13 protein-coding genes are annotated in these 13,271 nt (G+C 35.2%); 5 read left to right on the plus strand and 8 right to left on the minus strand.

What is annotated here, in order from left to right; translation table 11 throughout:
- Positions 1-36: 36 nt before the first annotated feature.
- On the minus strand, positions 37-1,566 hold the full coding sequence (gene guaA, locus KO524_RS05985) for a glutamine-hydrolyzing GMP synthase (protein WP_219291704.1): 1,530 nt from the start codon (positions 1,564-1,566) through the stop codon (positions 37-39).
- A 425-nt stretch (positions 1,567-1,991) separates the two neighbouring features.
- Here guaA and KO524_RS05990 point away from each other — a divergent pair, with 425 nt between their 5' ends.
- Both KO524_RS05990 and KO524_RS05995 read left to right on the plus strand, forming a co-directional pair.
- Entirely contained in the window at positions 1,992-2,756 is a 765-nt protein-coding gene (locus KO524_RS05990) for a copper resistance protein NlpE N-terminal domain-containing protein (RefSeq protein ID WP_219291707.1), read from the plus strand.
- Positions 2,757-2,810: 54 nt separating this feature from the next.
- Positions 2,811-3,623: a DUF4197 domain-containing protein gene (locus KO524_RS05995; protein ID WP_255555159.1), complete on the plus strand. Its 813-nt coding sequence runs from the start codon at positions 2,811-2,813 to the stop codon at positions 3,621-3,623.
- A gap of 155 nt (positions 3,624-3,778) precedes the next feature.
- On the opposite strand, the gene KO524_RS06000 is transcribed toward KO524_RS05995, so the two are convergent.
- The 6 genes from KO524_RS06000 to KO524_RS06025 all read right to left on the minus strand — a co-directional run bounded on the left by KO524_RS06000 (position 3,779) and on the right by KO524_RS06025 (position 9,522).
- Positions 3,779-4,579, minus strand: a complete 801-nt coding sequence (locus tag KO524_RS06000; RefSeq protein WP_219291709.1) for an ABC transporter substrate-binding protein — start codon at positions 4,577-4,579, stop codon at positions 3,779-3,781.
- A gap of 8 nt (positions 4,580-4,587) precedes the next feature.
- Entirely contained in the window at positions 4,588-5,412 is an 825-nt protein-coding gene (gene pyrF / locus KO524_RS06005) for an orotidine-5'-phosphate decarboxylase (protein ID WP_219291712.1), read from the minus strand.
- A 79-nt stretch (positions 5,413-5,491) separates the two neighbouring features.
- Complete coding sequence (prfA, locus tag KO524_RS06010) at positions 5,492-6,565, minus strand: peptide chain release factor 1 (protein WP_219291714.1); 1,074 nt, start codon at positions 6,563-6,565, stop codon at positions 5,492-5,494.
- Between the two features lie 89 nt (positions 6,566-6,654).
- The gene (locus KO524_RS06015) at positions 6,655-7,254 is read right to left on the minus strand and encodes a YceI family protein (RefSeq protein WP_219291717.1); all 600 of its coding nucleotides are present in this window, start codon (positions 7,252-7,254) and stop codon (positions 6,655-6,657) included.
- Between the two features lie 165 nt (positions 7,255-7,419).
- Positions 7,420-8,883: an aminoacyl-histidine dipeptidase gene (locus KO524_RS06020; protein WP_219291724.1), complete on the minus strand. Its 1,464-nt coding sequence runs from the start codon at positions 8,881-8,883 to the stop codon at positions 7,420-7,422.
- A 378-nt stretch (positions 8,884-9,261) separates the two neighbouring features.
- Positions 9,262-9,522: a (2Fe-2S) ferredoxin domain-containing protein gene (locus KO524_RS06025; protein WP_219291727.1), complete on the minus strand. Its 261-nt coding sequence runs from the start codon at positions 9,520-9,522 to the stop codon at positions 9,262-9,264.
- A gap of 92 nt (positions 9,523-9,614) precedes the next feature.
- Between KO524_RS06025 and KO524_RS06030 the strand changes: the two genes are divergently transcribed.
- Complete coding sequence (locus tag KO524_RS06030; protein ID WP_219291730.1) at positions 9,615-10,694, plus strand: DUF3810 domain-containing protein; 1,080 nt, start codon at positions 9,615-9,617, stop codon at positions 10,692-10,694.
- Here the strand turns inward: KO524_RS06030 and KO524_RS06035 are convergent.
- Positions 10,689-11,999, minus strand: coding sequence for an NAD(P)/FAD-dependent oxidoreductase (locus tag KO524_RS06035; protein ID WP_219291733.1), 1,311 nt, complete (start codon positions 11,997-11,999; stop codon positions 10,689-10,691). The genes KO524_RS06030 and KO524_RS06035 overlap by 6 nt on opposite strands.
- 136 nt (positions 12,000-12,135) lie before the next feature.
- On the opposite strand from KO524_RS06035, the gene KO524_RS06040 reads away from it, so the two are divergent.
- Together KO524_RS06040 and KO524_RS06045 are read left to right on the plus strand one after the other, a co-directional pair.
- Positions 12,136-12,630, plus strand: coding sequence for an RNA polymerase sigma factor (locus KO524_RS06040; protein ID WP_219291736.1), 495 nt, complete (start codon positions 12,136-12,138; stop codon positions 12,628-12,630).
- 13 nt (positions 12,631-12,643) lie between these two features.
- On the plus strand, positions 12,644-13,237 hold the full coding sequence (locus KO524_RS06045) for a hypothetical protein (protein ID WP_219291739.1): 594 nt from the start codon (positions 12,644-12,646) through the stop codon (positions 13,235-13,237).
- Positions 13,238-13,271: the final 34 nt, after the last annotated feature.

Consider the following 13,271-nt stretch of genomic DNA (forward strand, 5'->3'; position numbering starts at 1 on the left):
CTGTAAAAAAATTACAACGACTTATTCTACATTACTTTATTCCCATTCAATAGTGGCTGGTGGTTTAGAACTAATGTCGTAAACTACTCTGTTAACACCTTTTACTTTATTTATAATTTGATTGGATATTTCCATCAAAAATTCATAGGGTAAATGCACCCAATCAGCAGTCATTCCGTCGGTTGATGCTACAGCGCGCAATGCCACTACTTTCTCATAAGTACGTTCATCACCCATAACACCTACACTGTTTACCGGTAGTAAAATAGCACCGGCTTGCCATACTTGATCGTATAGTCCGTGTTCTTTTAAGCCGTTGATAAAAACAGCATCTACTTCTTGAAGAAGACTGACTTTTTCTGCAGTAATATCACCTAAGATTCGAATAGAAAGCCCAGGACCCGGGAAAGGATGTCTTCCCAATAATTCAGGATCAATACCCAAAGAAGCACCAACTCTTCTCACTTCGTCTTTAAACAACATTCTCAAAGGTTCTACGATTTTTAACTTCATAAAATCAGGTAGTCCCCCAACATTGTGATGTGACTTAATAGTAGCAGACGGTCCTTTAACAGAAATAGATTCTATGACGTCGGGATAGATAGTTCCTTGAGCTAACCAAGTCACATCTTCTATTAGTTTAGCCTCGTCATCAAATACTTCAATAAAAGCTTTACCAATGGCTTTTCTCTTTAATTCTGGATCTTCTAATCCTTTTAAAGCAGTCAAAAAACGTTCGGAAGAATCAACCCCTTTTACATTTAAATTCATGCCTTTATACTGTTCCAATACATTTTGGAATTCGTTTTTTCTTAAAAGACCGTTGTTTACAAAAATACAATATAGGTTTTTACCTATTGCACGATGTAATAAAACAGCCGCAACGGTTGAATCAACACCTCCTGAAAGGGCTAAAACTACTTTGTCGTCTTTTATTTTCTCACGCAAATCACCGATGATCTCATCGACAAATGCTTTCGGAGTAAAGTCTTGTGCTACTCCAGCTATATCCACTAAAAAGTTTTTAAGCAATTGTGCTCCATCAGTAGAGTGATATACCTCTGGGTGAAATTGAATAGCATAAGTTTGCTCACCTTCAATTTTGTAAGCGGCATTAGATACGTCTTTTGTACTCGCCAAAAGCACCCCATTAGTAGGTAAGGTTTTGATCGTATCACTATGACTCATCCATACTTGGCTATTTAACTCGATACCCTTTAAAAGCGGTTCGTTTTCCTTGATGAAATTTAAGTTGGCTCTTCCGTATTCTCTAGTACTTGAAGGTGCTACTTCTCCACCGTGAAAATGGGCCAAATATTGAGCTCCATAACAAACGGCTAACAAAGGCAGTTTGCCTTTGATATTCGACAAATCCGGATGCAATGCTTCCGCAGATCGAACCGAAAAAGGACTTCCAGAAAGGATGACTGCATGAAAGGTCGATAAATCCTCAGGTAAATTGTTGTAAGGTAATATTTCGCAAAAAATGTTTAATTCGCGAACTCTACGGGCAATAAGCTGTGTGTATTGCGAACCGAAATCTAAAATAAGTACGTTGTGTTGCATATGCAAAAATAGGTATTTTCTAATGGATTCCAAAAATAGGTTTTGGATTTTTTTTTCAACAAACGACAAACCATTTTCACAAACTATTCAAATGGTTTATCGACAGGACAAATTAACAAATTAATTAGGTCTTTTAATCCTTATTTACACAGTATTTTTTATGATATTCATTTATTTTTAAATACCACTTTCAATTCAGCAGCTGCATTTTCTATTTCTATCCAATTAAGATAAAACTAATGTATTTAGCAGTAAAGCCTTACAAGCAAACTAAAAAGAAATAGTACATTTCAAAGGATTTTACAAAATATAATCAACTTTTTTTATTAAATTAGTCCTTATTTGATAATCCCGCCTATCCAAGCGTATTATAATGAAATAATGGCCTTATTTTTGCATTCATTGAAAATTAAAATCCCAGTACTATGATTCAGAAAAGCAACTATTTTATTGTTGTATTGAGCATCTTAACCTTGGCATCTTGTAAAAAAGATCCTGAAAAAAGCATCCCAATAGTGATACAATCCCAAGTTATGGATAGTATTTTTAATCATGCTTTTGAAGGCGTAATTCCCTGTCCGGATTGTCCGGGTATAGAAACTACTATAGCGATACATGCTGATAGCACTTTAAATAAAACGCTTTATTATCGTGATAAGGAAGATTTTCCACAATATTCTCAAGGAACCTGGAAGCTAAAAGATTCTGTTTTTGAAGCTAATTTTGATGGAAGCAAAGAATTCTATAAGATCAAATCTGGTGATTTGCTCGCACGTGTAGGTTCTGACCGTAAAGAAGTTATTGGAAAATTGGCTAAGGACTACCTACTGACCTTAAAACCCAAAGTGGTTTTAGATAGTTTAGCTGGTGTTTATACCCTAGGCGATTCGCTAAGCAATCCTTATATCGTTGTCGATTTAAAACACTTAAAGAAAAACAACTTTGAAGTAAAAATAAGTTTATCATCTAAGGAGAAAACAGCGGAATTTCTGGCAAACGGTATTTATAATTCAGACAACAATCAAATTGAAGTTCCTATAACTCCAGCCTATCCCGATTTAAAAGGTGTTCTAACTGTACAGTTTAGCCAATCAAAGATTCACATCGGTACTAAAGACAAAGATGAAGCAGCTGAACTGAAAAGCTTTTGGGAAGGGAGTACCATTGGTGGAACCTATCGCAAACAATAACTCAAATAAGGTGTTATCACCGCTTACATATTTTATAAAAACAAACGAAAATTCATGAAAAAATCGGTATTATCCTCCCTTCTATTTCTTTTTGCCCTTAACTGCCTTAGTACAACAGAAGTATATTCGCAAAACAACAATTTGCTAAATAAAATTTCTAACAAAATTGGTAAAAAATCAACGGATACAAAAAACACCACTACCAAAACCTCTACCAACAATATTTTAAACATGGACCAAAACAAAATTGGTGCCGGACTAAAAGAAGCCTTGGAAAGCGGTATCGAAAAACAAGTGGTTAAACTGACTCAAAAAGACGGTTTTTATAAAAATGATTTAGTCAAGATTTTATTACCTGAAGAATTGCAAAAAGTGGACAATACCCTAAGAAAAATTGGTATGTCTAGCTTGGCAGACGAAGGTTTAAAAGTAATCAATAGAGCCGCGGAAGAAGCGGTTAAAGAGGCTACACCAATATTTATTGATGCCGTTAAAAACATTACTTTTGACGATGCTAAAAATATCCTATTGGGGTCCGAAGACTCCGCAACGCAATATTTGGAAAAAGCGACTACCCAAAACCTTTATTCCAAATTTAATCCGGTTATTCAAGCATCTTTTGAAAATGTAGGAGCCGACAAAGTTTGGAGTAATATTGTCAATACTTACAACGCTATTCCGCTAGTAAAAAAGGTAAATCCCGATTTGACTGATTACGTTGCAAATGAAACGCTGGCTGGTGTCTTTAAAATGATTGCTGTCGAAGAAAAGGAAATTAGATCTAACACAGGCGCATCACGAAATACCCAGCTATTAAAGGATGTTTTCGGTTTGCAAGACAAAATGGGTGGTTTATTTAAAAAATAACCAAGTGATTTTCCATTTCATAATATATAGATAACAAGAAGCTAACGCTGGAAAACTTAATTATAACGACCTTCGTCAGGTAATAAAATTGAGTTTCTAATAGTTAGGTTGATTGAAACTAGTATGCCGAATAGCCTAAAAACTATTCGGTTTTTTTATTCTATACGTTGCTGTAAAATCTTAAAGTATTCAAAGGCTTTAACCAAACGTGTTCCGTACCAAGAAAACATCTCACCATCCACAAACACCGTTTTAGCATGATGGGTACTCCTGCCTATTTCAAACGCGTGCTCTTCTTTAAACGGATAAGGTTCAGATGATAAAAACACCAAATCAGGATCCCCCTCTAATCTGATCTTTTTTAATTCTATTTCTGGATAACGGCCTTCCTTATGGGAATAAATATTATCAAATCGATTGATTTTTAATAATTCATCAATAAAGGTATCACCACCAGCAGCCATATACGGTTCTCTCCATATAAAATAAGCGGCTTTTTGTATGGGTCTTTCACTAACAAATTTCATAAAATCTTTTTGAGCAAAACGGATTTTATCATTCCATTTTTGAGCATCTGTCCTCTTGTTAAACAATCTTCCAAAGTCGCTGATCATCTGTTCATTATCGTCTATGGTAGAAATATCCGTCACCCATACCGGGCACAACTGCTTCAATTGTTCCACCATCTCCAAGGTATTTTCCTCTTTATTGGCAATTATGATATCGGGTTGTAAAAGTTTGATCTTTTCAAAGTGAATCTTTTTAGTACCACCTATGGTTTTTTTAGTCGATTTTAAATGATAGGGATGTACACAGAATTTGGTAATACCAACCAAACTCTCCTCCAAGCCTAAATCGAATAATAACTCCGTTTGCGAAGGTACCAAAGAAACAATTCGCTTCGGCGTATTATCAAAATGATGTTCTTGTCCTATTTGATCGTAAAAAGCAGGCATAATTCTAATTAATTAAAATATTGCGTTAGTATTTCTTCCATTTGCTGTTGCATTTCGAAAGCTTTTAATCGAGCCTGTTCCGCAAAATCAGCTTGTTTACCAGCAAAAATAATCCCTCGAGACGAATTGATTAATAAGCCGACTTGGGAATTTAGTCCGTGTTGGCAAACCGCGTGTAAATCGCCCCCTTGTGCACCTACTCCCGGTACCAACAAGAAACTATCAGGTACAATCTTTCTTATCTCACCAAAATATTCGGGTTTGGTTGCACCAACAACATACATTAAATTATGGTGGTTTTTCCAATTTTTCGAAGTTTCCAAAACCACTTGATATAATGGTTTTCCTTCACAAAGTTGGGTTTGAAAGTCAAAAGCTCCGGAATTGGAAGTCAAAGCCAGCATGATGGTCTGTTTGTTCTCAAATTCCAAAAAGGGTTCCACACTATCTTTGCCCATATAAGGTGCTACCGTAACACTATCAAAGGCCAAATCTTCAAAGAAAGCTTTTGCATACATAGAGGCCGTATTGCCAATATCGCCGCGTTTAGCATCGGCAATAGTATATAATTCCGGATAATTTTCATTGAGATAATCGATTGTTTTTTGTAAGGATGCCCAGCCTTTTAGGCCGTAAGCTTCATAAAAAGCAATATTGGGTTTATAGGCAACTGCCAAATCATGAGTAGCATCAATAATCGCTTTGTTAAACTCAAATATTGGATCTTCTAAATCTAAAAGATGGGTTGGGATTTTCGATAAATCGACATCAAGACCAATACATAAAAATGATTTTTTTTGATGAATTTGCGCTACTAATTGTGGTGTGGTCATGTTTTTTTATTTAAAATAGCCTTAAAAAAAACCACACATTACCGAAGTAAGTGTGGCGAATAATGTGTTATCTCAGAGATTAATAAACATCTTCTTCTTTCAGTTTTTCGGTATTGCTTACCAATTGAAGCTCTTCGATAACCTTCTGAATATTTCCATTCATAACCCCATCTAAATCATACAAAGTCAAACCAATACGGTGATCAGTCACACGACCTTGCGGATAATTATAGGTTCTAATTTTTGCAGAACGGTCTCCACTACTTACTTGTGAATTTCGTTTTTTAGCGTCTTGTTCTTGTTTTTTAGCCAATTCCATCTCGTACAATCTAGAGCGCAAAACACTTAAAGCTTTGTCTTTATTTTTATGTTGAGATTTTTCATCCTGACACTGAGCAACCAATCCTGTAGGAACGTGCGTCATACGAACCGCAGATTTGGTCGTATTTACCGACTGCCCACCAGGACCTGATGAACAGAAATAATCTATTCTCACGTCGTTCATGTCTATTTGAACATCAAATTCTTCGGCTTCTGGAAGCACCATAACCGTTGCTGCAGATGTGTGAACACGTCCTTGTGTTTCGGTTTGTGGCACACGTTGAACACGGTGTACACCAGCTTCAAACTTCAAAGTTCCATAAACGTCGTCACCAGTAACTTCAAAGATTACCTCTTTGAAACCTCCTGAAGTTCCGTCATTAGAGTCTACTAACGAAGTTCTCCAGCCTCTTCCCTCACAGTATTTTGTATACATACGGAATAAATCCCCTGCAAAAATACTGGCTTCATCTCCACCGGTTCCGGCACGAATTTCCACCATAACGTTTTTAGCATCTTCGGGATCCTTTGGAATCAATAAGAATTTTATCTCGTCTTCTAATTCCGGTAAGCGGTTTTTTGCCTCGTCTAACTGCATTTTGGCCATGTCAACCATTTCAGCATCACTTCCGTCGGCTATTATTTCGTTAGCTTCTTCAATGTTTGCTGTTAGGGTCAAGTATTCTTCTCGTTTTTCAACAAGCGCTTTTAAATCTTTGTATTCTTTATTTAATTGTACGTAACGCTTTTGATCAGAAATAACATCGGGTTGAATAATCAAATCCGATATTTCATCAAAACGTTGCTTTATAATTTGTAGTCTATCTAACATCTTCTATTATCTAAATTTCAGGATACAAAGGTATAAAAAAAGAGGAACATTACGAATAAGTTCCTCTCTTTAAAATCGACAATTTTATCTTATTTTTTAATTTCCACTGCGATATCTACATCTGTCCATGTTTTTCCTTCGTGTAAGTCCTTACAAAGTTCGTGGATGGAGTCAAAAGCGGCATTAGCACTAAAGTCAGCAATCATATCTATTGATCCGTTTATCTTTACACTAGTGTCTGTTGACTCATATGCAAAAATCTTCTCTTTTGTGACACCGTTCATCGTTATAGAAACCGCGACTTTACCATCCTTAAACGCTCCGAATGATCCCGTGATATTTCCTGCCATTTTTGCAAAGAAACCGGCTTTCAACTTATCATCTCTCAACGGATCTTTACTGTTTACTGTTGGGGTTTCTACCGTGAATTTAGCGCCTTCTAAAGACGCTATTAAAGTAGCTGCTTCTTTTACATCAGTAAGCTCCATTTTATCAAAAGTTCCTTTCACACCAACTTTTTTGGGTGTTTTAAAAGCGGTCCACTCTAGGGTATAGTCCAGATTCACTTTTTGTTCCGATACCGGAGTTACTTCTGTTGGATAAAGCTGTTCTACTTTGGTTTCTTCTTTTTTACCACAGCTAACGACTAAGGCGCCGATTAATGCTAAGGTTAGTAATTTCTTTTTCATAATAGTTGTTCGTTTATACTTTCTATTTAAAACAATGGTCTAAAATACAAATTTTGATTGTTTTAAGAGAACGATCTTACTTAATTTTTCCTTAATACAAAAAACAAAAAAAACCGGAATCTATCTTGACGATAAATTCCGGCTGTTGTGATTCCCACAAATAAATTATTTTTTTGGAATATTTTTTAATATTTCCAATACAAATTTCCAATATTTCTGTGCAGACGAAATACTAGCACGCTCAACAGGTGAATGCGCTCCTTTTATCGTCGGTCCAAAAGAAATCATATCCATATCTGGATAATTAGTTCCTAATATACCACATTCAAGTCCAGCATGACAAGCAACAACATCTGGTTTTGTACCGTTTTGTTTTTCATATATATCCGTCAATACATCCAGTATTTCTGAATTGGCATTTGGTGTCCATCCCGGGTATGAACCAGAGAATTCTACCTCACAGCCCATCAGCTCAAAAGCTGCACGTAAGGAAGTAGCTAAATCTAATTTTGAAGTTTCTACAGAAGAACGCGTCAAACATTTAACCGCTAATTTACCTGCTCCAACTTCTACTTTGGCAATATTATTTGAAGTTTCGACCAAATTATCAAAATCAGCACTCATACGATATACCCCGTTGTGTGCTGTGTACATGGCTCGAACAAAGAAAAATTGAGCCATATAGGGCATCACTTTTTTAGGAGTATCTTCTATTTTCTCAAAAACAACTTCCAGGTCTGGCTCTGTAGTTTTGAATTCTGTTTTGATTTCCTCAACAATCTGTTGCATATCAAAAACAAAAGCTTCATCATATACTTGAGCAATAATCACTTTCGCTACACTTTCTCTTGGAATAGCATTACGTAGACTACCCCCTTTTATTTCTGCAATTTGTAATCCAAAAGTATCAAATCCGTCAAAAAGTAAACGGTTCATGATTTTGTTAGCGTTCCCTAATCCTTTGTGAATATCCATACCGGAATGTCCGCCTACCAGACCTTTAACCGTAATGGTATAACCAACTGATCCTTCTGGCGCTGCTTCTTCATCGTATTCTGCTGTTGCAGTTACATCAATTCCACCAGCACAACCGATATCGATTTCATCATCTTCTTCCGTATCTAAATTCAATAAAATTTGTCCTTCTAATACACCTCCCTTTAATCCCATTGCTCCAGTCATTCCCGTTTCTTCATCTATAGTGAACAAAGCCTCTAAGGCAGGATGAGGAATAGTTGTACTTTCCAAAATAGCCATAATAGTCGCTACACCTAAACCGTTATCAGCTCCAAGTGTAGTTCCCTTAGCGCGAACCCAATCTCCATCAACATACATTTCAATACCCTGAGTATCAAAATCGAAGTCTGTATCGTTATTTTTCTGGTGAACCATATCCAAATGCGATTGCATTACAATGGTTTTTCTGTCTTCCATTCCCGAAGTAGCCGCTTTTTTAATAATTACGTTACCTACTTCGTCTTTAATGGTTTCTAATCCTAACTGTCTTCCAAAATTCATCATGAATTCGATCACACGTTCCTCTTTTTTTGATGGACGCGGTACCGCATTCAAATCAGCAAATTTATTCCAAAGCTCTTTCGGCTCTAAATTTCTAATCTCTTTATTCATAAGTAGATATTGTTTTTTACATTTTAGATCTTCTGATTTCACCATTTTTAATGCCGTTTTTCAACAACAAATACTCTGAAAATATGAATTCCAGAGAATCAAATGACTGTAATTAGATAGCTCGCCCAAAGTTACAAATAAATATGAGATTTTTTTTTGTTTTTTGCTTAGATGTCAATCAGCCTATTCGTCTATACGCCTATATGTCTATTCGCGTATTAGCCTATCAGCCTATCAGCCTATCAGCCTATCAGCCTATCAGCCTATCAGCCTATCAGCCTATCAGCCTATCAGCCTATCAGCCTATCAGCATATCAGCATATCAGCATATCAGCATATCAGCATATCAGCATATCAGCATATCAGCGTATCTGCCTATCAAGCTATATACTTCTCAAAAATTTTACGAGCTTTCTTTTTAGAAACTTCCTTTTTAAATACGTCTGGGGTAGGAAGATAAAATATGGGAGCCTTTTTACACATCCCTTGGCATTTCATGGTTTGAATCTCCATTTGGTTTTCCAATCCATTTTCGATAATCATTTCACTAAAACAAGTTTTAGCTTCTTCATTATAGCGACAACATTTTTTACCGTTGCAAAAAAATATCACTTTTCCTTCTTTTTTATCTTTTGACATAACTTACTAAGAAATAAGTACAAAGATAGTTATTTTTAATTATTCTAAATAAATTTTGACAATTATTTTTTTTATATTTTTATAAAAAAAATATGCGCAAAAATTGGTTTTGGATTTTGTTGCTAATCATACAATATCTGTTGGTCAAAATCTTTCAGAAACATCCCCTTTGGATTGAAAATTATTATTCCAACGAATGGTATATTAAAATCAGTGCCCTTTTTAGAAAAGTATATGGCTTTTTCCCCTTTTCTATTGGTGATATCCTTTATTTTATCGTTGGATTAATTATAATAATCAATACCGTTGTAATATTTAAAGAAAAAAAGGGATCTTATTCGTGGAGCATGCGCTTTCAACATTTGTTTTATTTTTTGATCCGCGTGTTGGCAATCTTCTTTTTATTTTTCAATTTGTTTTGGGGATACAACAATTATAGAATACCGTTGTATCAGAAAATGGAATTGGAACGAGAATACACCGATGATGAATTGATTGACTTTTCATATCAGTTGCTAACTAAGGTCAACCAACTGCAATTAGAAATCACTGGTGATTCGACAAAGAGTGTCGTTGTCGATTACGACATCACTAAAATTTATGACGAAGCCAACAGTGGTTATCAATATGTGACCGAGGTATATCCGTGGATTAAACACGAAAACTACGCACTGAAATCTTCCTTGTGGAGTTCGGTACTAAGTTATATGGGTTTCTCTGGTTATATCAATCCCTTTACCAATGAAGCACAGGTCAATAATAAGGTTCCAAAATTGGGAATGTACGTAACGGCTTCTCATGAAATTGCGCACCAAATCGGTTATGCTTCAGAAAGTGAAGCGAATTTTATTGGATACCTCAATGCGACCTTACAAGTAGATAAAAAATATCAATATGCCGGTTATATCTATGCCTTAAGATACTGTTTAACGACTATGGAACGCAATGAAATAAAAGAATTGGAAACGATTCAATATCATATAAACCCAGCAGTGCATCACAATTTAATGGAAAACAAAGTGTTTTGGGATTCTTATAGAAACATTTCCAATTCCTTTTTTAAAGTGTTTTATAATAACTTTTTAAAAATCAACAACCAACAAGAAGGAATCAAATCCTATAATCGATTTGTTGATCTATTGATTAATTACCACAAAAAGAAGGCATTATAGATCGGTATCATCGGGAAAACTCTCGTTATTTTTTCGTTTATAAGGACGAATAATCAATCGTCCTTCACGATCAAAAATCACGTAATTGTAAACCCAATTCCACAGAACAACTATTTTATTTTTAAAACCGATTAAAGACATCAGGTGGACAAACATCCAAACAAACCACGCAAAAATTCCGCTAAAATGCCATTTTGGTAAATCGACAACCGCTTTATTTCTACCTATAGTTGCCATAGACCCCTTGTCTCTATAAATAAATGGTTTTAGTGGTTTATTCTGTTGCAAACGAACTAAGTTTTGAGCCAATAATCGACCTTGTTGAATGGCAGGCTGAGCCATCATCGGATGTCCTCCAGGTAATTTTTCTGAAACCATTCCGGCAACATCTCCAATCGCGAAGACATTGTCAAATCCTACCACTTGATTATATTCATTCACTTTCATACGATTGCCGCGACTCAACATCACTTCATCCTTAAAACCATCAATAGCAGCGCCTTTTACACCAGCGGTCCAGATGACGGTAGCCGTACGAAAAGTTGTGCCGTTTTTTGTGATAACCACGTTACCGTCATAATCGGTCACTTGCTCATTCTTCCAAATCGAAACACCTAGTTTTTTTAAGAAATGCTCAGCTCTTTCCGAAGATTTATCAGACATCGCATCTAACACTTGATTGGAACCTTGAATGACATTAATTTCCATTTTACGAATATCTAGATCGGGATAATCCTTAGGTAAAACCGCTTTTTTCATTTCTGCTAATGCTCCGGCAAGTTCCACTCCTGTGGGCCCCGCTCCTACGATGACAAAATTCATCAAAGCCAATTTTTCCTCCATATCGTTGGTCAACAAAGCTTCTTCAAAATTTTCCAAAACCAAACTACGAATATTTAACGATTGTGGAATCGTTTTCATGGCCATACTGTTTTTCTGTATAGAAGTATTACCAAAGAAATTGGTTTTCGATCCTGTGGCAATCACTAAATAATCGTAAAAAATAATTCCTATATCGGCGATCACCTTTTTTCCATCGGTATCAATTTTATTGACATGTGCCAAACGAAAATAAATTTCATCGTAGTTTTGCACCACTTTACGAATCGGATATGCAATGGATCCTGCTTCCAAGCCACCTGTAGCTACTTGATATAATAAAGGTTGGAAAGTATGGTAGTTATGTTGATCTAATAGTACGACTTGAAAGCCTTTGTTTTTTAACTTTTTCGCTAAGGATAGACCTCCGAAGCCACCTCCAATAATCACGACTCTTGGAAAACTTGAAGTAGGAATATTCATCATAATATCGAATTTTTGACTACCAAATTTACGAAGATTAATTCATAATTAAAGCCCAATTTTGAAATCATTCAGCATATAATGATCTTGAAAGTCACTACTTTTGTAACAATTAAATTATATAGGCGTCAAATGACTTATGAATCCAATTTTAGAACAAGAATTTATTCGGCAAGTCGAAGTTAATCAGAATATAATCCACAAGATTTGTCGATTGTACACTTCAGATGAGCATGCACATAAAGATTTATTCCAAGAGATATCCATTCAATTATGGAAAGCTTATCCCAAATTTAGAGGTGATTCAAAATTTACAACTTGGGCTTATAGAGTAGCACTAAATACGGCGATTTCACTTTATCGGAAAAAGGGTCGCACCATTGCAACTGTTGAGTTTAATGCTACGATACACAAATTTAAATACGACGAATACAATTTTGAAGAAGAAGAACAACTCAAAATTTTATACTTAGCCGTACAGCAACTCAACGACATCGAAAAAGCATTGGTATATATGTATCTCGAAGATAAAGACTATACAGAAATATCCGAGACCCTAGGTATTAGTGAAGTCAATGCTCGTGTCAAAATGAACCGAATAAAAACCAAATTAAAAAAAATCATCAACCCTTAAGGTTGTCCCACATATGAAAGAATTAGATTTATTAAAAAAACATTGGAACAAAGATTCAGACTTTCCAAAAGTATCTCAAGATGATATTAAAAACATGATTCACAAAAGATCATCATCCATTGTGAAATGGATCTTTATTATCAGCATCATCGAATTCATCATCTTGAATTTAATTAGCTTATTGATGCCTAGTAGTGAAGTAGATGACTCTACCGTATTTATTGAAATTATAGATTACGCATCGATTGGCTTTTCCTTGGTATTTATTGTGCTTTTTTATAAAAATTACCGTTCAATTTCCGTTTCATCATCGACAAAGACTTTGATGCAAGGAATTTTAAAGACGCGTAAAACCGTTAAAATTTATATTTACATCAATATTTTTATGGTAATCATCGGTATGTTTTATGCTATATTCGTGCTTAGTCATACCAATCATTACTTCGACAAACTCAACAACATACAGTCCTCAGTTCTTATATTAGCTTTTTTAGCCTTTATGGGAATATTTGCTGGGATTATCTGGTTGGTTTATAAAGTGATTTACGGTATCTTACTTAAAAAACTAAAATATAATTATACCGAATTAAAAAAGATTGATTTTTAGTTTTTTTGTTTTAACTTGAATACATATTAAAATT

The sequence above is a fragment of the Flavobacterium sp. NKUCC04_CG genome, assembly GCF_019345525.1.
GTDB lineage: Bacteria > Bacteroidota > Bacteroidia > Flavobacteriales > Flavobacteriaceae > Flavobacterium.